The following is a 17804-nucleotide window of genomic DNA, read 5'->3' as shown; positions in this document are numbered from 1 at the left end:
CAGTCGGGACCGTTGCTCCAGCTATACGGGCGAAAGCTTGCACGGCGCTGCTCCACCGCAGCACTTGCGTTGGCGCAGGTCGTTCGCCGAAGGCCGCTCGGGGGACTACTGGGTCGCTTGATAGAGCTCCGATGCCGCGTCCTTCAGCGCGCGTCGCCCGTCCGGCCGCAGATACATCATGTGGCCGCCCTCGACGACGTCGAGGCGGATCGGCTTGGCGTCGGCGAGCGAGGGAACCTGGTTCACCAGGTAGCGCGAGGCGAGATAGGGTGTGACGAGGTCGGTGTAGCCGTTGACGATGACGACGCCGAGGGCAGGGTTGAGCGAACGCGCCCGCTGCAGGTCGTTCATCACGCCGGCATAACCCTGGCCCGATGTGCCGTAATCCCAACTGCGGCTGATCTCGCCGTTGAGCAGCCGGTAGCTGACATCGGTGCGGTAGTTGAGCTCGTCGCGAGCATAGGCGACGAAGGCGGATGTCAGCGCTGGAATGCTGCGGTCGAGCACCGGGTCGGGGCCCACGTCACGCGCGCTTTGCGGCGCGATGTCGGCGGTGCCGATGGTGGCGTCGTAAGGGCTGAGCACCTTGCCCGTGGCGCGCTGGAATTCCTTGGCGAAAAGCCCGATGGGGATGCGGGCGAAATTGCGTTGGACGAGCTCGAGCGGCAGGCCGGTGATCTCCGAAACGCGACCGCTGGCGAGCTTGCCGCCTTGCTCCAGCCCGCTGTTCAGCGCCGTCAGGTAATCGCCGAGCGCGTAGTGCTCGACCTCGGCCAGCCTGTCGCGCAACGCATCACCGCTGACGCCGTCGCCCCTCAGGCGTGTCGCCGCCAGCGAAGGCAATTCCAGCGCCCAATGCAACTGGTCGAACTGGTCGGGGCGCACCAGCATGAATTCCAGCGCCGGCGAGATCAGCACGACGCCGCTGGGGCTCAACCCAACATCCTCCTGCAGTGTGCGGGCGAGCAGCGCGGCGCGAAAACCGCCATAGCTCTCGCCGGCGAGGAACAGCGGCGATCCGGTGCGGCCGTTCTGCGCCAGATAGAGGCGGATGAAGGCGCCGACCGAGCTGGCGTCGGCGTCGACGCTCCAGAATTCCTTCGGCTCATGCCCCGGCGCCTCGCGGCTGTAGCCGGTGCCGACCGGATCGACGAAGACGAGATCGCTCATGTCGAGCCAGCTGTCGGGATTGTCGATGAGCTTTTGCGGCGGCCGCAGGAACTCGCCGTCGGCGGCGGTCTCGACGATGCGCGGGCCGATCGCGCCGAGATGCAGGTAAGCCGATGCCGCGCCCGGTCCGCCGTTGAAGACGAAGGTGATCGGCCGGTCCTTCGCCGGCGCAGGCGATTGCTGCGTGTAGGCGACATAAAAGATCTCGGCGGTGACCTCGCCCTTGCCGGACAAGAGCGACAGCGTGCCGGCCTTGGCCTGGTAATCCAGCTTGCGCCCGGCGAGCGTGATCGAATGCTCGGTCACCTGGGGCGGCGGCAGGAGAGAAAGCACACCACCCTCGGGCGCCGGGCGCTCGGGTGCTTCGGCGGCGAAGGCCGGCTGTGAGAAGGCGGCGAACGCCAGCAGGATGAAGGGGACGAGTCTCAGCTTGGACCTCATGATGCCTCCGCAAAGGGGTTTCGCAATAGGTATGGCCTGGGTCTGTGAAGTCAAAGCAACTACTCGCTCTCGCGATCCGTCACGGTGCCTGAGGCAGCCATACCGGTCCCCGCCTTGCCGCCATTTCGCCAGGTTGAACTTGCGGCGGCATGCGCTAGGCTAGGCGCGAATGCTCGCGAATTTTTCCCTGGACCGATTTGCAAGCTGGAGCGGCGGCGTCGCCGCCGCGGCCGGCGCTGCAACGCCCGAGGAATTGTCGGCTCGCTTCACCGCGGCGGCAGGCGTGCTGCTCGGCTCCGATCGCGTCTATGTCGGCTTCTATCGCCGTGACATCACCTCCCTGACGATCGATGACGCCGGCCCCGATCGCTGGAACCGCGACTACGACGCCCGCGTCTACCGGCTGGATCCCTTCTTCCAGCGGTTCGCCAGCAGCCGGCAGGATTTCCTGTTGCCGTTATCGGCTCTCCGCAGCGGCGATTTTCAGCGCTCGCCCTATTACCGCGAATTCTATGGCCCCTCCGACAGCTTCGACGAGATAACCGGCGTGTTCAATCTCGACAGGCTGACCGCTGGTTATGTCACCTTTCTGCGGCGCAACGGCGCGCCGCCCTTTGGCGAGCAGGACCTTGCGCTCGCCTGCGCCGCGGGCGGAGCAACGAAGCTGGTTCTGGAAAGATTGTTTCACTTGTGCCGCCTCCGGGACAAGGGCGGGGCAGTCGAGGCCGCGCGGTCCCTGCTCAGCGCGCGCGAGAGCGAGATCGCGCGGCACCTGATCGACGGCGGCAACGCCAAGACCATCGCGCGGAGCCTTTCCATTTCGCCGGGCACGGCCCGCAACCACATCAAGCAGGTCTACCGCAAGCTCGGTGTGCACTCCCAGGTGGAACTGCTGGCAGCCGTTCGCGAGGCCGCGCGCAACTGATGTTGCGCGCCGGTCCTACTGCCCCGTCACCACACGCGTCCACATACGATTTTGAGACCGCAGCAGCTTCGCGTCGCTGTTGTCGACCACGAACAGCTTGGCCTTTACATCGTCGGGAGGAAAGACGCCGGGGTCGCTGGCTATTGCCTTGTCCATCAGCGGCAGGGAATCCGGTATCGCGTTGGCATAGGAGACATAGCTGGAGTTGGTCGCGGCGATATCGGGCCGCAGGTTGAAGTTGATCCAGGCCATAGCGTTGTCGCGGTGCGGCGCATCCTTCGGTACCGCCATCGTATCGAAGTTGATGAGCGTGCCTTCCTTCGGAATGGAATAGGCGATCTCCAGCTTCTTGGTGGATTCGGCGGCACGCGTCCTTGCCTGAAGTATGTCGCCCGACCAGCCAAGCACGACGCAGATGTCGCCGTTCGCCAGGTCGTTTATGTATTTCGAGGAGTGGAAATAGCGGATGTAGGGCCGCACCTTGGCCATCAGTTCCTCGACCTTGGCAAGGTCGTCGGGACTGGTCGACCGGGGGTCGATATGAAGATAATTCAGCGCCATCGGAATGACTTCAGCCGGCGCGTCGATCATCGCCACGCCGCAATCGGAGAGCTTCTTGACGACGTCGACGTCGAAGACCATGGCGAAGGAATTTGTCGGCGCGTCCGGCAGCCGCTGCTTCACCGCGACGACGTTGTAGCCGATGCCGTCGGTGACGGCCATATAGGGCACGGCGTGCTTGTTTTGCGGGTCCGCGCCGGCGATCAGCGAAAGAGCCTGCGGATCGATCTTCGCGTGGTTTGCGAGCTTGGACGTGTCGAGCTCCAGGAAGGCCCCCGCCTTCACCTGGTTCTTCAGGAACGGATAGGCCGAAGGATAGACCACGTCATATCCGGAGCCGCCGGTGAGCAGCTTTGTCTCGAGCACCTCGTTGCCGTCATAGACATCGTAGCGAACCTTGATGCCCGTCTCCTTCTCGAACTTCTCGGCGGTGTCCGGCGCGATGTAGTCCGACCAGTTGTAGACGTTGACGACTTTTTCCTCGTCCGCCGAAGCCATGCTGGCGATGCCGCAGGCGAGGCCGGTAAGCAGCGTTGACAGGATCAGGGCGCGCATGAATCTCCTCCTTTTCGCCTGGGCTGGCACCGATGGATCGCTCAGCCCTCAGTTCCGTTTCGCGGCCGGTTAGCCGGCGTTGGCCTTCGCTCAACGTCGTTGTGGGGCATAGACCGGCAAGGTGATGCAGGCGACATTGCCGCCACCCAGCAAAATCTCGCGGGAGTTCTCGATGCCGACTATTCTGTGGTTGGGGAACAGCTCGGCCAGCTTTGCCTTTGCCTTCACATCGAGGCCGGAGCCGAACTCTGGCACGACCACGACGCTGTTGCCCGGATAGTAGTTGATGTAGCTCGCCGCGATCCGGTTGCCAGCCGGTCGCGCCCAGGTCGAATCGAGCCGATCCAGGCTCTCGCTTTCTTCCGGCGTCATCTCGATCGGCATGGGATGAGGCAGACGATGCACCTCGAGGGCATGGCCACGCGCGTCGCGGGCCGAGCGCAGCACTTCCTCGGCTTCCCGCACGATCTCATATTGCGGATCGTCGCGATTGTCGGTCCAGCTCAACGCGACCACGCCGGGGCGCACGAAGCAGCAGACATCGTCGACATGGCCGTCCGTCTCGTCGAAGGCAAAGCCGCGGGGCAGCCAGATGATGGTGTCGACGCCGAGATAGTCGCCCAGTTGCCGTTCCACCTCGGCCTTGCCGAGATGGGCGTTGCGATTTCGATTGAGCAGGCATTGCTCCGTCGTGATGAGCGTGCCCTGTCCGTCGCATTGCAGGCCTCCGCCCTCGGCGATCAGCGGCGCGCGATAACGATCCATCCTCTCGATTTCGAGCACCTTTTGCGCCGCCAGGTCGTCCAGGTCCCATGGCGCGTAGAGCCCGCCATCGAAACCGCCATAGGCGTTGAAGGTCCAATCGACGCCACGCACGGAGCCTTGATCGTTGACGACGAAATTCGGGCCGCTGTCGCGCAGCCAGGAATCGTTGGTGGACATCTCCACCACGCGCACATGCTCAGGCAACCGGGTCCTGGCGTTCTGCCACTGCCGGCTGGATGCCGCCACCGTCACCGGCTCGCTTTGCGCGATCGCCGCGGCGACATTGGCAAACAGCTTCTGTGCCGGCTTGGCGCCGAGGCGCCAGGTGTCCGGCCGCTCCGGCCAGATCAGCCAACACCCCGATTTGGGCTCGAACTCGCCGGGCGCGCGAAATCCGTCCTGTTTCGGCTTCGTCGAAAGGGTACGTGGCATGTGGGGGCACCGGAAAATGGCGGACGACACTCGCCCGGATCAGACTTTTTCGGGGCGTCGTCCGTCAATGTCCCATTTGGGATAGCCGGATGCCGGCTGGAACAAGTCCAGCAGAGGGAATGGGGGGTGTTTTCGCGGATTGCCACGGACCAAGCAAGCAAGGCCGCCCGCCGTTTCCTGCAATGGCGAAGACCTGGGCCGGAACGGCGGCGGGATAAATGCATTGCCTTGCCGATCGATCGGGGCAAATCTCGATCGGACGGCGAATGCCGATGCAGCAACAAGTCGACGAAAAGGACAGGCAATGGACGCGACCGCACTCAAGGCCATGCAGGCTCCGCTGAAGGAAGCCTATCGCGACGACGCCGCCAAGGCGCTGATCACGCTCAAGGCGCGCGGAACGCTCGACGACCAGTCGATCGCCTGCAAGGTGGAGACGGGCAGGGCGCTTGCTGTCGCCGGGCTTCATCCGGCCACCGGCGGCTCGGGCCTCGAGCTATGCTCGGGCGACATGCTTCTGGAAGCGCTGGTCGCGTGCGCCGGCGTGACGCTGAAAGCTGTGGCGACAGCGCTGGAGTTCAAGCTCGGCAACGCCACGGTCGAGGCCGAGGGCGACCTCGATTTCCGCGGCACGCTCGGCGTCGCCCGCGACGCGCCGGTCGGTTTTCGCGAGATAAGGCTGAAGTTCGATCTCGACACCGACGAGCCGCAGGAGCGCATCGATTCGCTCATGAAGCTCACCGAGCGCTATTGCGTGGTGTTCCAGACGATCAACAACAAGCCGGTGTTGGGTGTGAGCGCAGGGCGTTGACACTGCTGATCTCCCCCAAGGGAGGAGATCAGCAGCGCCGACGCCTCGCGCTACTGAGCCGACGGCGTCTCCGCATCCCCTTCATCGGTGAAAGGCGAGGCGCTCGGCACGCATTGCACGGCCCAACCCTGAGGCGTCGGCTGCTTCTGATATTCGGTGATCGCGTTGGTGCACTGTTCGCGGGTGTCGAAGGTGCTGGGCAGCACCACCATGCCGCCTTGCGGGCCGGCAATCACCAGATACCAGACCAACGCTACGCTGGGAGTAGCAGCCATGGGAATTCCTCGCTTTGCTGAAATGTCGGAGTCGGACCGATCCTAGCAACTCCCTTGGGGCGGCGAAAGCGGGGCGGCGGCACACGCTTTCGCCGCCCCGGTCACAGACCCGTGAATAGAGGGTCGCGACCCGGCTCACTCGACCGCGAAGCAGTAGAACAGCCCGTCGCCACCGGTGCCCTTGAGCGCCTCCTGGCTGCAGCCGCCGCGCGAGGCGCGCGAGGAATTCCACGACTTCGCCGCCGCCGAATCGTCGAGCCCGGTGCGATCGTGATGGCCCATCATGGCGGCGCCCTGGCGCCGCTCATCGTCCAGTCGCCTCCTGGCGCCGTCTGGCTTGGAGCCGGTCAGCATGTCGTGGCGGTTCGGCGTGTCGCCGCGGCCGTTGATCGTCTCGCCCTATTCAGTCAGCGCCGTCTGCTTGGTGATGCCGGCGGTGGCGGCAACGAGAAGAAGTCTGCGCATGTCGGCACTCCGGCTTCGAATGTTCTACATTCGAAGAACGTAGCCGCAGCGCTATTTCATCCGCCTAACACTCAAGGTTATTCCGGCTGACGGTAGGCGACGAAGCGGTTGTGCTTGGCCTGGAAGATCAGCCCGGTTTCCTTCAGTTCCGGGCTTGCCAGCGGCACGATGCGCCTGGCGATCTCGGACGGATGCGGCAGCGTCTCCGGGTCTTCGCCGGGCATGGCCTGCGCGCGCATCGCGGTCCGGGTCGCGCCCGGATCGGCGGCGTTCACCCTCAGCGGCAGGGTCTCGGTCTCATGCGCCCACGAACGCATCATCGTTTCGACCGCCGCCTTGGAAGCCGCATAGGGCGCCCAGAAGGCGCGCGCCGAATGCGCCGTGTTGGAGGAGAGAATGATGGCGCGGCCGGCATCGGAGAGCCTGAGCAGCGGGTCGACCGAACGGATCAGCCGCCAGGTCGAGGTGACGTTGATGGTCATCACCTTCTCGAAGGTCTTGGCTTCGACATGGCCGATCGGCGAGATCACGCCAAGCACGCCGGCATTGGCAACCAGGATATCCAGCTTGCCCCAGCGCTCGTGGATGGCGCCGCCCAGACGGTCGATGCCGGCCATGTCGGCAAGATCGAGCGGCACCAGCGTCGCCTGGCCGCCATCGGCCTTGATCTGATCGTCCAGCTCTTCCAGCCCGCCGACCGTGCGCGCCACCGCGATCACATGCGCGCCGGCTCCCGCCAGTTCCCTGGCGATGAAATAGCCGATGCCGCGCGAGGCGCCGGTTACGACCGCGACGCGGCCGGAAAGGTCGAGGGTCATGCAGGCAGTTCCGTAAGGTGATGCGGCCTACGCCCCGCTATTCGCCAGCAGCGACAGCGTGCGCACATTGTCGTGGCCTTCGAAGTCGAGCAGGCGGGTGGGGTATTGTCCGGTGAAGCAGGCGTCGCAGAATTGCGGTTGCTCATTGTCGCGGCCGGCCTCGCCGACGGCGCGGTAGAGCCCGTCGATCGACAGGAAGCCGAGCGAATCGACGCGGATGAACTCGGCCATCTCCTCGACCGACATGCGCGATGCCAAGAGCTTCGACTTCTCCGGCGTGTCGACGCCATAAAAGCAGGACGCGCTGGTCGGCGGCGAGGCGATGCGCATATGCACTTCCCTGGCGCCGGCATCGCGCACCATCTGCACGATCTTCTGGCTGGTGGTGCCGCGCACGATGGAATCGTCGACGAGCACCACCCGCTTGCCCTCGATCATGCGGCGGTTGGCGTTGTGTTTCAGCTTCACGCCCATGTGGCGGATGGAATCGCCCGGCTGGATGAAAGTGCGCCCGACATAATGGTTGCGGATGATGCCGAGCTCGAAGGGAATGCCCGCGGCTTGGGAAAAACCGATCGCGGCCGGCGTGCCGGAATCCGGCACCGGCACGACAATGTCGACCTCGACCGGGTTTTCCTGCGTGAGTTCCGCCCCGATGCGCTTGCGCACTTCGTAGACATTGCGGCCTTCGACCGACGAGTCTGGCCGCGCGAAATAGACATATTCGAAGATGCAGAAGCGGGTCTTCTGCGGCTCGAACGGGAACAGGCTCTCGATGCCCTTGGCGGTGATGACCACCATTTCGCCCGGCTTGATGTCGCGCACGAAGCGGGCGCCGATGATGTCGAGCGCGCAGGTTTCGGAGGCGAGGATCCAGGCGCCGTCGAGGTCGCCCAGCACCAGCGGCCGGATGCCGAGCGGATCGCGGCAGCCGATCATCTTCTTGGCGGTCATCGCCACCAGCGAGAAGGCGCCTTCGACCTGCCGCACCGCGTCGATGAAGCGCGAGTTGAGGTCGCGCTCCTTGCTGGTGGCGACCAGATGCAGCAGCGTCTCGGTGTCGGAGGTCGAGGAGAAGATAGCGCCTTGCTTCTGCAACGCGCGCTGCACGGTCATGGCGTTGGTCAGATTGCCGTTATGGGCGACGGCAAAGCCGCCATCGGCAAGCTCGGCGAAGAAGGGCTGGATGTTGCGCAGGCCGGCGCCGCCCGTGGTGGCGTAGCGCGTGTGGCCGATGGCGCGGTTGCCCTGCAGGCTGTCGATGACGCGCTGTTTGGTGAAGGTATCGCCGATCAGGCCGACATGGCGTTCGACATGGAACTGCGTGCCGTCATAGGAGACGATGCCGGCGGCTTCCTGGCCGCGGTGCTGCAGGGCGTGCAGTCCGAGTGTGACGATGGCTGCCGCGTCCTGCCGGCCGAAGATGCCGAACACGCCGCATTCGTCGTGGAAATGGTCGTCGGCCTCGGCGGAAAGGACTTTGCCTCTATCTGCCGTTGAGTCTGCCATCTGGTGCTCAAGCTCCGCTAAAGCCGCCATATAAGGCGATCGCGCGCCGAACGCAACGCACGCTTTCTCGCATTCACAACCGGCACAGGCCGGCTCGCGATCAGTTTGCCGGCGCTGGAGCCGGGGCAGGGGCTGGCGCGGGGCTGGCCGGCTCGTTGTCGGCCGGGGCATCCCCTTCGCTGTCGTCGGGCGCCGGCGCGTTGTCGTCACCGGCCGCCGGCGGTTCTGCGGCGGGCTGGTCGCCAGTGGCCGGCGCGCCGGCCTGCGGCGTGCCCTTATGCGTGTATTTGTTGACCAGTTCCTCGGTGTTTTCCGGCAGCACGCTTTCGAGCTTGGCGCCGATCGTCTCGAGCAGCGGTCGCGACTTGGCGTTGGCGATCCAGGCAGGCGCCTTGGCGCCGGCCAGCCAGTTGAAGAACAGCAGCGCCACCGCGACCACCAGGATGCCGCGCGCCGCGCCGTAGAGGAAGCCGAGGGTGCGGTCGAGCGCGCCGATGCGCGAATCGATGATCCAGTCGGCGAGCTTCATGGTGATGACGGAGACGACGATCAGCGCGATGAGGAAGACGACGCCCGCCGAAGCCGCCATCGCGATCTTGTCGTTGTCGACATAGGGCTGAACATAGGGCAGGACAGGCTTGTAGAAGAAGAACGCCGCGGCCGCCGCCGCCGCCCAGGAAACCACGGAGAGCACTTCGCGGGAGAAGCCGCGCACCATGGCGAGCATTGCTGAGACCAGGGTGAAGCCGACGAGGATTCCGTCAAGCAGCGTAATCGGCATGGTTCTCGCCCCACTTCCTGTCTTACGGCCCGACGAGCCGCATCACTCCGCGTCGTCGGCACGGCCGCGCCGTGAGCCGGCTATGCGCGCCACAAGGTCGGCAAGCTCGGTGGGCTGAAACGCGCCGGCCCCGATCCCCCCGGCAAGTTCCTCGCTGCCGAGCGGCAGCACCGCGCTTCCAAAACCCAGCTTTTCGGCTTCCTTGAGGCGCTGCTGCGCATGCGCAACCGGCCTCACCGCGCCCGATAGGCTGATTTCGCCGAAATAGACGCAATCGGCGGGAAGGGCAAGACCGGTGAGCGATGAAACCAGTGCGGCGGCGACCGCGAGATCGGCCGCCGGTTCCGAGATCCGGTAGCCGCCGGCGACGTTGAGATAGACGTCGTGCTGGCCGAAGCGGACGCCGCAATGCGCCTCGAGCACGGCGAGCACCATCGACAGCCGCGCGCCGTCCCAGCCGACAACGGCGCGGCGCGGCGTGCCGAGCGAGGAGGGCGCGACCAGCGCCTGGATCTCGACCAGCACCGGCCTGGTGCCCTCCATGCCGGCGAAAACCGCGGCGCCCGGCGATTTCGAGTGGCGTTCGCCTAGAAACAGCTCGGATGGATTGGAGACCTCGCGCAGGCCCTTGTCCGACATTTCGAACACGCCGATCTCGTCGGTCGGCCCAAAGCGGTTCTTCACCGTGCGCAGGATGCGGAAGTGATGATTGCCCTCGCCCTCGAAATAGAGCACGCCGTCGACCATGTGCTCGACGACGCGAGGGCCCGCGATCTGGCCTTCCTTGGTGACATGGCCGACGAGCACGATCGCCGCGCCTGTGGATTTCGCGTAGCGGATCATCGCCTGGGCGGCGGCGCGCACCTGGGTGACGGTGCCCGGTGCCGAATCGGCAAGGTCCGTCCACAGCGTCTGGATCGAATCGAGGATGACGAGGTCCGGCCGCTTGCCGTCGGCGATGGTCGCGAGGATGTCCTCGACATTGGTTTCGGCGGCAAGCTCGACCGGCGTCGAGGCGACGCCGAGGCGTTGCGCTCTCAGCCTGATCTGCGCCACCGCTTCCTCGCCCGAGACATAGACGATGCGATGGCCCTTCGAGGCAAGTGCCGCGGCCGCCTGCGTCAAGAGCGTCGACTTGCCGATGCCGGGATCGCCGCCGACCAGAAGCGCCGAGCCGCGCACGAAGCCGCCGCCGGTCGCGCGGTCGAGCTCGCCGATGCCGGAAACGATGCGCGGCGCGTCCTCGATGTCGCCCGACAGGCTGGTCAGCACCACGGCGCGGCCCTTGCGGGCGTTGCGCGCGTTGGCCGGCCCCGAGCCGATGCCGCCTGACGTGCCTTCCTCGACGAGCGTGTTCCACTCGCCGCAGGCATCGCATTTACCGGCCCAGCGCTGATGCACCGAGCCGCAATTCTGGCAGATGAACTGGACGCGGGACTTGGCCATTAGGGGCGCCAACCGTCGAAGGTCGGCGTTCCTTCACACCCCCCTCTGTCCTGCCGGCCATCTCCCCCGCAAGGGGGGAGATCAGCAGCTTGGCCGCCGGCATTCTTCTTGCAACGCCGGCGATTGGCGAAAGTCGTGGCGACGGTCAATCTCCCCCCTTGCGGGGGAGATGTCCGGCAGGACAGAGGGGGGTGTGACAGAGCGCGACGGTGGGTCAAAAACCTACTCAAACCTCTCCGGCAGATGGTGCTCCTCGGCCAGATCCGAGAACCGCGTGAACTCGCCGTGGAAGGCGAGGCTGACGGTGCCGGTCGGTCCGTGGCGCTGCTTGGCAACGATGCACTCGGCCTTGCCGCGCGCCTCGTTCATCTCGTTTTCCCACTTGACGTATTCCTCGGTGCCGATCTTCGGTTCGCGGTTCTTGAGGTAATATTCCTCACGATAGACGAACAGCACCACGTCGGCGTCCTGCTCGATGGAGCCGGATTCGCGCAGGTCCGACAGCTGCGGGCGCTTGTCGTCGCGGCTTTCGACCTGGCGCGACAGCTGCGACAGCGCGATGATCGGCACGCCGAGTTCCTTGGCCAAAGCCTTCAGGCCAGTGGTGATCTCGGTGATTTCCTGCACGCGGTTCTGCGAGGCGCGGGCGGAGGAGCCCTGCATCAGCTGGATGTAATCGATGACGATGAGGTCGAGGCCGCGCTGGCGCTTCAGGCGCCGCGCGCGGGCGGAAAGCTGCGCGATCGAGATACCGCCGGTCTGGTCGATGAACAGCGGGATCTTCTGCATCGTCTGCGAGCAGGCGACGAGCTTCTCGAAATCCATCTCGGTGATCTCGCCGCGGCGGATTTTTGACGACGAGATCTCGGTCTGCTCGGAGATGATGCGGGTGGCGAGCTGCTCCGACGACATTTCGAGCGAGAAGAAGCCGACGACGCCGCCATTGGCGGCCTTGAAGCTGCCATCGGCCTGCTGCGCCGGAACGTAAGCTTCGGCGATGTTGAAGGCGATGTTGGTGGCCAGGGAGGTCTTGCCCATGCCCGGACGTCCGGCGAGCACGATCAGGTCGGAGGGCTGCAGGCCGCCCATGCGGCGATCGAGATCGCGCAGGCCGGTGGCGATGCCCGACAGATGGCCGTCGCGCATATAGGCGGCGTTGGCCATGTCGACGGCGGTCTTGACCGCGTCGTTGAAGCTTTCGAAGCCGCCGTCATAGCGGCCGGTCTCGGCGAGTTCGAACAGCCGCCGCTCGGCGTCCTCGATCTGGTCGGAGGGCGACATGTCGACCGGCGCGTCATAGGCGATGTTGACCATGTCCTCGCCGACGGTGATCAGCGCGCGGCGCGTCGCGAGGTCGTAGATGGCGCGGCCATAGTCGGTGGCGTTGACGACGGTGACGGCCTCGACAGCAAGCCGCACGACATATTGCGCCACCGTCATGTCGCCGACCTTCTCGTCGGCCGGCAGGAAGGTCTTCAACGTGATCGGCGTCGCGATCTTGCCCATGCGGATGAGCTCGGCCGCGACCTCGAAGATGCGGCGGTGCAGCGGCTCGTGGAAATGCGCCGGCTTCAGGAAATCCGAAACCCGGTAGAACGCGTCGTTGTTGACGAGGATGGCGCCGAGCAACGCCTGCTCGGCCTCGATGTTGTTCGGTGCCTCGCGATAAAGCGGCGTTTCCGCCGCGCCGAATTTCAGTGCCGCCTCTGCCATGATATCCCCGATTTCGATCCCGCTTTCCTCGATACCAGAACGGGAAGATTCGGTGCTGACCTTTCTGCAACACTCCTCGGTCCAACCAGCTTGATGCCCCAATGTTCACAGGATCAGCAAACCATCCACAGGACAGTATTCCGGTGGCCCGATTCCATTTGACTCGGCAAGCCGTGATTCCTATCGGCGGTTGCCGAACAAAGCAAGAACAATTTCATCGAGCAAGATCGCATGGGGGCGCGCCTGCCAGTGGCTCAGTGGTTCGACGACGCGGTGCCGTCGGCCTACGCAGCTCAGTCCAGCGTGTCGCCCCAGTCAGCCCGCCGCGCCGCCTTGAAGGCATCGCCGTCGCGCTTGCTGAACAGGCGCTCGCCGGCGCTGCCGTCAGGCGCCGGCACAGTTTCAGCACCACCTTGCCGGAGCCGCCTTTAGGCGGCGCGATCACCCGTGCGGCGCGCGCCGGCGCCGGCTGCCGGGAAGCGGCGAGATAAATGAACTTCTCGTCTTCCCACGGCACCTCGGCTTCCTTGACGAGACGATGCAGGCGCGAACGCGCGACGCGGCGTGCGAAATGGCACCAGTCGGGCGGCGTGAGCGGGCAGGGCACCGCATGCGGGCAGGGCACCAGCAGGTGCGCTCCCGCCTCGATCAGCTGTTGCCGTGCCGCAAGAATGCGCCGCCAGCCGGCAGGCGTGCCGGGCTCGACGAGGATGAGCGTGTCGGCCGTGAGCCGCCAGAGGCGGTCGATGAGCTTCGGCAGCGACAGAGGCACGATCTCGTCCAGCACATAGGCGGCGCTGACGAGGTCGGCGGGCATGATGCCGTCGAGATCGATGGTGACGTCGCCGGCGATCCATTCGGTGCGGGCGGTAATTGCGCCTTCCGCGAGCGACTGGCCGACCTTGCGCACGGCAGCGCTTGCCTCGACCAGCACCGCCCGTTCCAGTTCAGGCCAGGCGTCAGTCGTGGCCCAAAGCATGGTGCCAGGTCCGGCGCCAATGTCGAGCAGGCTCGCCGGCCGAAAGTCGGGGCGGGCCTCGCTCAACGCCTCGAGGCTGGCGCGCACGGCGGCATAGGTGGCGGGCAGCCGAGTCGCCAGATAGGCCTTGACCGCCATCTCCTCGCCCATATGCAGGCGGCCGTCGCGCAACTCGGCGCGGTAGCGATCCGACAGCGTCTTGGCGGCCTGCTTGAGCGCCGGCAGCGGCACCTTCTCGAGCAAGCCGTCGACGCCTTGCCGGAGCGGGGCGGGCAGTTCCATCTCAGGCTCCCCGCGGCGCGAGCAGGATGACCGAGGCTCCGGCGATGCAGAGCGCAGCGCCGGCCAGATCCCAGCGGTCGGGGCGCACGCCCTCGACCAGCCACAGCCAGCCGAGCGAGGCGGCGATGTAGATGCCGACATAGGCGGCATAGGCGCGGCCCGCCGCATCCGTGTCGGCCAGCGACAGCAGCAACGCGAACAGCGCCAGCGAGGCGAGGCCGGGGAGAAGCCAGAGCGCCGACTTTTCCAGCCGCCACCACGCCCAGAAGGAAAAGCAGCCGGCGATTTCGGCAAGCGCGGCTGCGATGTAGATGAGATAGGTCATGAAAAAGGTCTCGCGAACGAGACCTTTTTCATGGCGTCAGGCCGCAATGGCAAGCGGCAATGCGTGTCTACTCCACCTTCTTGCGGCGGGTCGGCTTGGAGGGCGCCGGCGCCGCCGGCTCCTTGTGCCCGATATCGCGCAGCTCCAGGGCTTTCTCGCATTTGGCCATGTAGTCGCGCGTCACCGGCAGCGTGTCGTTCACCTTGGCGAGTTGGAACTGGAAGATCACCAGGTCCTGCCAGCGGAAGGCAGCTTCGGAGGCGGCGAGATAGAACTCCCACATGCGGCAGAAGCGTTCGTCATAGATCGCCTTGGCCTTGTCGCGGTTGGCGGCGAAGCGCTCGCCCCAGTGCTTGAGCGTGTCGGCATAGTGCAGCCGCAGGATTTCGATGTCGGTGACGACGAGGCCCGATTTCTCGATCGCCGGCATCACCTCCGACATCGCCGGGATGTAGCCGCCTGGGAAGATGTATTTGCGGACGAAGGCGCTGGTCGCCCACGGCACACCGGAACGGCCGATCGTGTGCAGCAGCATCACCCCGTCCGGCTTGAGCAGAGTTGAGGCCTTGTCGAAGAAGGTGCGGTAGTGGTTGACGCCGACATGCTCGAACATGCCGACCGAGACGATGCGGTCGAAGCGTTCGTTCAGCGCGCGGTAGTCTTTGAGCTCGAAATGCACCCGATCCTGGAGACCCAGCGCGTGGGCGCGGTCGGTGGCGACACCATGCTGTTCGGTGGACAGCGTGACGCCCTGCACGTCGACGTCGAAAGCTTTGGCGAGATAGAGGCCGAGGCCGCCCCAGCCGGAGCCGATGTCGAGCACGGTCTGGCCTGCCTTGAGCCGGAGCTTGGCGGCGATATGGCGTTTCTTGGCGGCCTGCGCTTCGTCCAGCGTCATGTCCGGCTGCTCGAAATAGGCGCAGGAATATTGCATGTCCTCGTCGAGGAAGAGCTTGTAGAGTTCGCCGGAGAGATCGTAATGGCGCTGCACGTTGCGGCGCGAGCGTGTTGCCGTATTGATCTGCTGCAGCCGGCGGAAGGCGTGGCGCAGCCCCTCGATCGCCTTCGACCACGACACGTCGATGCCGCTCGAGCCCATGTTCTGGAAAGCGATGCGCATCAGCCCGAGAACGCCGCCCTCGGGAACATCCAGTTCACCGTCCATATAGGCTTCGGGCACCGCCAGCATCGGATCGAAGGTGATGGCGCGCTCGGCATGCATGGTCTTGATATGGATATGCACCGGCTCGCCGCTGCCGTCGCCGAATTTGTGCGTCGTGCCCTTTGGGCCGGTCACCTTGAGGTCGCCGACCCGAACCAGGCGTTCGAGAACGTGTTTCAACAGGATATTCATGACCAAATGTCCCCTCAGTCGGATCACCCGGTAATCGGACTGGAATGCCAGATCGAATGCCTCAGCGCGTCGCCCGCGTCCAATCGACGCGCCACGCTGTAATGTGCACAAGATATAGGGTGTCGAAAAGTTCCTTTTGGCACAAAAAAGCCCGGGTCGGAGACCCGGGCGTTGGTCCAGAAATCCTGGACGCCTGCGAACCGAAGCGACGCTTCGGAGGATGTGCTGGTCAGACCCCGAAAATCAGGCGTTCTCTTCGCCGCCTTCGAATTCGGCGTTCGGGTCGAAGAAATTCTCCGGCCGGGCGTTGTCGTTGATGTCGTCACCATAGATGGCTTCGGCTGTGGTCAGCATCTCGCCCTTGGACTGGCGCTCCGCCTCGTCGGCCGAACGGGCGACGTTGAGCGTAACGGTGACCTCGACTTCTGGATGTAGCGCGATCGCCACATTGGAGAGGCCGATGGTCTTGATCGGCTGGTTGAGCTCGATCTGGTTGCGGTTGACGGTGAAGCCTTCGGCGATCAGCAGATCGGCGATGTCGCGCGTCGACACCGAGCCGTAGAGCTGGCCGGTCTCGCCGGCCGAGCGCACGACGATGAAGCTCTTGCCGTCGAGCTTCTCGGCGACCTGCGTGGCTTCCGACTTACGCTCCAGGTTGCGGGCTTCGAGCTGGGCGCGCTGGCCCTCGAACTTCTTCTTGTTGGCTTCGTTGGCGCGCAGCGCCTTGCCCTGCGGCAGCAGGAAATTGCGGGCGAACCCGTCCTTGACCTTGACGGTCTCGCCCATCTGGCCGAGGCGGGAAATGCGCTCGAGGAGAATGACTTCCATGGTTTCGTTCCTTCGGTTGGCGCCGGCCGAAAGACTGGCGCAATGATCTGGAACAGGTCAGGAAGCTTGGTGCGGCATAGCCGCTCTTGTCGCTGTCCTGCCTGTCTGGGCAGTTAGAGGCAATTGGCCCCAACTCGGGATTTGATGCTCAATCCGACACGCCCGTCGCGCCGGTGAAAAGAGCGGGCGGCTAACCGCCCGCTCGAAATATCAGCGAACCACGTAGGGCAGCAGGCCGAGGAAGCGGGCGCGCTTGATCGCCTTGGCGAGCTCGCGCTGCTTCTTCTGGCTGACGGCGGTGATGCGCGAGGGCACGATCTTGCCGCGCTCGGAAATGTAGCGCTGCAGGAGACGCACGTCCTTGTAGTCGATCTTCGGAGCGTTGGCGCCGGAGAACGGGCAGGTCTTGCGGCGGCGATGGAACGGACGCCGGGTCGGGATCTGGTTGATGTCGACCATTATTCTGCAGCTCCTTCAAAGCCTTCGCGCGGACGGCGCGGACCACGATCGCCACCGCCATCGCGGTCGCCGAACGAACGCGGACCACGGTCGCCGCGGTCGCGGTCGCCGAAGGAACGCGGGCCGCGATCGCCACGGTCGCGGTCGCCGAAGCCGCCGCGCTCGGAGCGCTCTTCGCGCTTCTGCATCATCGCCGAGACGCCTTCCTCATGCGCTTCCACCTTGATGGTGAGGAAGCGAAGGACGTCTTCCGACAGGCCCATCTGGCGCTCCATTTCGTTGAGCGCGGCCGGCGGGCAGGTGATGTCCATCAGCGTGTAGTAAGCCTTCCGGTTCTTCTTGACCCGGTAGGTGAGGGACTTCAGCCCCCAGTTCTCGATCCGGCCGACCGATCCGCCATTCGCCGTGATGACGCCCTTGTACTGTTCGACAAGCGCATCAACCTGCTGCTGCGACAGGTCCTGCCGGGCAAGAAACACATGTTCGTAAAGAGCCATTATGTTTTAGTGCCTTTCTTCGTTTCTCTCACACCGGCCCTCGCGGCTAAGCCTCTGCAACTTGTCTGACCCGGTCGCGAAAGAGCGGGGAAGAAAGGAGCATCACGAGACGGTCGAGAGCGGAGACACGGGAGGCTGGAAGCCCTTCTGGCTTCGTGTCGCGACCTTCGAAAAGGCCACGGCCCTCCGTTCAGCCCCCAGCAAGGACCGGCAGATTGCGCGGGTCTATACAGCAATTTCCAGCGAAGGCAAGGCCACGTAGTGCCTCAGCCTTAAGCGGGGGCCGTTGCCGAAGCCGGGAACGCGCGGTCCTGCAAAAGCGAGTTGCCGAGTGACGGCAGCCGATCGGACCTATGCGCCTATCGATGCGACCTCAGTATAAATATTAGCAATCCATAATATGCTATAGGCAA

General features: G+C 64.9%; 17 protein-coding genes and 1 pseudogene. 2 read left to right on the top strand and 16 right to left on the bottom strand.

Annotation, left to right across the window (positions count from 1 at the left end; all coding sequences use genetic code 11):
* Positions 1 to 105: 105 nt before the first annotated feature.
* Positions 106 to 1611 (bottom strand): peptidase S10, encoded by a 1506-nt coding sequence (locus FJ417_RS12915; protein WP_140783708.1) that lies wholly within the window; start codon positions 1609 to 1611, stop codon positions 106 to 108.
* A 283-nt stretch (positions 1612 to 1894) separates the two neighbouring features.
* On the opposite strand from FJ417_RS12915, the gene FJ417_RS12910 reads away from it, so the two are divergent.
* The gene (locus FJ417_RS12910; protein WP_246687445.1) at positions 1895 to 2536 is read left to right on the top strand and encodes a LuxR family transcriptional regulator; all 642 of its coding nucleotides are present in this window, start codon (positions 1895 to 1897) and stop codon (positions 2534 to 2536) included.
* 15 nt (positions 2537 to 2551) lie between these two features.
* Here the strand turns inward: FJ417_RS12910 and FJ417_RS12905 are convergent, their stop codons facing one another.
* Together FJ417_RS12905 and aguA are read right to left on the bottom strand one after the other, a co-directional pair.
* Positions 2552 to 3652, bottom strand: coding sequence for a polyamine ABC transporter substrate-binding protein (locus FJ417_RS12905; protein WP_140783707.1), 1101 nt, complete (start codon positions 3650 to 3652; stop codon positions 2552 to 2554).
* 90 nt (positions 3653 to 3742) lie between these two features.
* A complete protein-coding gene (gene aguA, locus FJ417_RS12900; protein ID WP_140703138.1) occupies positions 3743 to 4849 on the bottom strand; it encodes an agmatine deiminase in 1107 nt (368 codons plus the stop codon).
* A 304-nt stretch (positions 4850 to 5153) separates the two neighbouring features.
* On the opposite strand from aguA, the gene FJ417_RS12895 reads away from it, so the two are divergent.
* Entirely contained in the window at positions 5154 to 5660 is a 507-nt protein-coding gene (locus tag FJ417_RS12895) for an OsmC family protein (protein ID WP_140783706.1), read from the top strand.
* A gap of 50 nt (positions 5661 to 5710) precedes the next feature.
* On the opposite strand, the gene FJ417_RS12890 is transcribed toward FJ417_RS12895, so the two are convergent.
* The 13 genes and pseudogenes from FJ417_RS12890 to rpsF all read right to left on the bottom strand — a co-directional run bounded on the left by FJ417_RS12890 (position 5711) and on the right by rpsF (position 17391).
* Positions 5711 to 5935 (bottom strand): hypothetical protein, encoded by a 225-nt coding sequence (locus tag FJ417_RS12890; RefSeq protein ID WP_041008353.1) that lies wholly within the window; start codon positions 5933 to 5935, stop codon positions 5711 to 5713.
* A 135-nt stretch (positions 5936 to 6070) separates the two neighbouring features.
* On the bottom strand, positions 6071 to 6289 hold the full coding sequence (locus FJ417_RS12885) for a hypothetical protein (protein ID WP_246687444.1): 219 nt from the start codon (positions 6287 to 6289) through the stop codon (positions 6071 to 6073).
* A 188-nt stretch (positions 6290 to 6477) separates the two neighbouring features.
* Positions 6478 to 7218: an SDR family NAD(P)-dependent oxidoreductase gene (locus FJ417_RS12880; RefSeq protein ID WP_140783705.1), complete on the bottom strand. Its 741-nt coding sequence runs from the start codon at positions 7216 to 7218 to the stop codon at positions 6478 to 6480.
* Positions 7219 to 7245: 27 nt separating this feature from the next.
* Positions 7246 to 8727 carry an amidophosphoribosyltransferase gene (gene purF, locus FJ417_RS12875; protein ID WP_140783704.1) on the bottom strand — a complete coding sequence of 494 codons (1482 nt, stop codon included), beginning with the start codon at positions 8725 to 8727 and terminating at the stop codon, positions 7246 to 7248.
* A gap of 100 nt (positions 8728 to 8827) precedes the next feature.
* On the bottom strand, positions 8828 to 9508 hold the full coding sequence (locus tag FJ417_RS12870) for a CvpA family protein (RefSeq protein WP_140644467.1): 681 nt from the start codon (positions 9506 to 9508) through the stop codon (positions 8828 to 8830).
* Between the two features lie 42 nt (positions 9509 to 9550).
* Positions 9551 to 10954: a DNA repair protein RadA gene (radA, locus tag FJ417_RS12865; RefSeq protein WP_140644468.1), complete on the bottom strand. Its 1404-nt coding sequence runs from the start codon at positions 10952 to 10954 to the stop codon at positions 9551 to 9553.
* A gap of 222 nt (positions 10955 to 11176) precedes the next feature.
* Positions 11177 to 12667 carry a replicative DNA helicase gene (locus tag FJ417_RS12855; protein WP_140644469.1) on the bottom strand — a complete coding sequence of 497 codons (1491 nt, stop codon included), beginning with the start codon at positions 12665 to 12667 and terminating at the stop codon, positions 11177 to 11179.
* Between the two features lie 293 nt (positions 12668 to 12960).
* A pseudogene (locus tag FJ417_RS12850) lies at positions 12961 to 13928 on the bottom strand (small ribosomal subunit Rsm22 family protein).
* Between the two features lies 1 nt (position 13929).
* A complete protein-coding gene (locus FJ417_RS12845) occupies positions 13930 to 14253 on the bottom strand; it encodes a YnfA family protein (RefSeq protein WP_140783703.1) in 324 nt (107 codons plus the stop codon).
* A gap of 67 nt (positions 14254 to 14320) precedes the next feature.
* Positions 14321 to 15607, bottom strand: a complete 1287-nt coding sequence (locus FJ417_RS12840) for a cyclopropane-fatty-acyl-phospholipid synthase family protein (RefSeq protein ID WP_140651780.1) — start codon at positions 15605 to 15607, stop codon at positions 14321 to 14323.
* 243 nt (positions 15608 to 15850) lie between these two features.
* Positions 15851 to 16435 (bottom strand): 50S ribosomal protein L9, encoded by a 585-nt coding sequence (gene rplI, locus FJ417_RS12835; protein WP_140651782.1) that lies wholly within the window; start codon positions 16433 to 16435, stop codon positions 15851 to 15853.
* 210 nt (positions 16436 to 16645) lie between these two features.
* Positions 16646 to 16894 carry a 30S ribosomal protein S18 gene (gene rpsR / locus FJ417_RS12830; RefSeq protein WP_006203718.1) on the bottom strand — a complete coding sequence of 83 codons (249 nt, stop codon included), beginning with the start codon at positions 16892 to 16894 and terminating at the stop codon, positions 16646 to 16648.
* The gene (gene rpsF / locus FJ417_RS12825) at positions 16894 to 17391 is read right to left on the bottom strand and encodes a 30S ribosomal protein S6 (RefSeq protein WP_140644474.1); all 498 of its coding nucleotides are present in this window, start codon (positions 17389 to 17391) and stop codon (positions 16894 to 16896) included. The genes rpsR and rpsF overlap by 1 nt, the downstream gene beginning before the upstream one ends.
* Between the last annotated feature and the right edge of the window lie 413 nt (positions 17392 to 17804).

The sequence above is a fragment of the Mesorhizobium sp. B3-1-7 genome (genome assembly GCF_006439385.1).
Taxonomy (GTDB): Bacteria; Pseudomonadota; Alphaproteobacteria; order Rhizobiales; family Rhizobiaceae; genus Mesorhizobium.
The sequence above is the reverse complement of the archived record's forward strand: the minus strand, read 5'-3'. Positions and strand labels throughout refer to the sequence as shown.

Bases quoted from the DNA above. Each gene is read 5' to 3' on its own strand.
- FJ417_RS12845 (WP_140783703.1), bottom strand. From the start codon at position 14,253: ATGACCTATCTCATCTACATCGCAGCCGCGCTTGCCGAAATCGCCGGC.
- radA (WP_140644468.1), bottom strand. From the start codon at position 10,954: ATGGCCAAGTCCCGCGTCCAGTTCATCTGCCAGAATTGCGGCTCGGTG.
- rplI (WP_140651782.1), bottom strand. From the start codon at position 16,435: ATGGAAGTCATTCTCCTCGAGCGCATTTCCCGCCTCGGCCAGATGGGC.
- FJ417_RS12870 (WP_140644467.1), bottom strand. From the start codon at position 9,508: ATGCCGATTACGCTGCTTGACGGAATCCTCGTCGGCTTCACCCTGGTC.
- FJ417_RS12915 (WP_140783708.1), bottom strand. From the start codon at position 1,611: ATGAGGTCCAAGCTGAGACTCGTCCCCTTCATCCTGCTGGCGTTCGCC.
- FJ417_RS12895 (WP_140783706.1), top strand. From the start codon at position 5,154: ATGGACGCGACCGCACTCAAGGCCATGCAGGCTCCGCTGAAGGAAGCC.
- FJ417_RS12905 (WP_140783707.1), bottom strand. From the start codon at position 3,652: ATGCGCGCCCTGATCCTGTCAACGCTGCTTACCGGCCTCGCCTGCGGC.
- rpsF (WP_140644474.1), bottom strand. From the start codon at position 17,391: ATGGCTCTTTACGAACATGTGTTTCTTGCCCGGCAGGACCTGTCGCAG.
- aguA (WP_140703138.1), bottom strand. From the start codon at position 4,849: ATGCCACGTACCCTTTCGACGAAGCCGAAACAGGACGGATTTCGCGCG.
- purF (WP_140783704.1), bottom strand. From the start codon at position 8,727: ATGGCAGACTCAACGGCAGATAGAGGCAAAGTCCTTTCCGCCGAGGCC.
- FJ417_RS12855 (WP_140644469.1), bottom strand. From the start codon at position 12,667: ATGGCAGAGGCGGCACTGAAATTCGGCGCGGCGGAAACGCCGCTTTAT.
- FJ417_RS12840 (WP_140651780.1), bottom strand. From the start codon at position 15,607: ATGAATATCCTGTTGAAACACGTTCTCGAACGCCTGGTTCGGGTCGGC.
- rpsR (WP_006203718.1), bottom strand. From the start codon at position 16,894: ATGGTCGACATCAACCAGATCCCGACCCGGCGTCCGTTCCATCGCCGC.
- FJ417_RS12885 (WP_246687444.1), bottom strand. From the start codon at position 6,289: ATGCTGACCGGCTCCAAGCCAGACGGCGCCAGGAGGCGACTGGACGAT.
- FJ417_RS12890 (WP_041008353.1), bottom strand. From the start codon at position 5,935: ATGGCTGCTACTCCCAGCGTAGCGTTGGTCTGGTATCTGGTGATTGCC.
- FJ417_RS12880 (WP_140783705.1), bottom strand. From the start codon at position 7,218: ATGACCCTCGACCTTTCCGGCCGCGTCGCGGTCGTAACCGGCGCCTCG.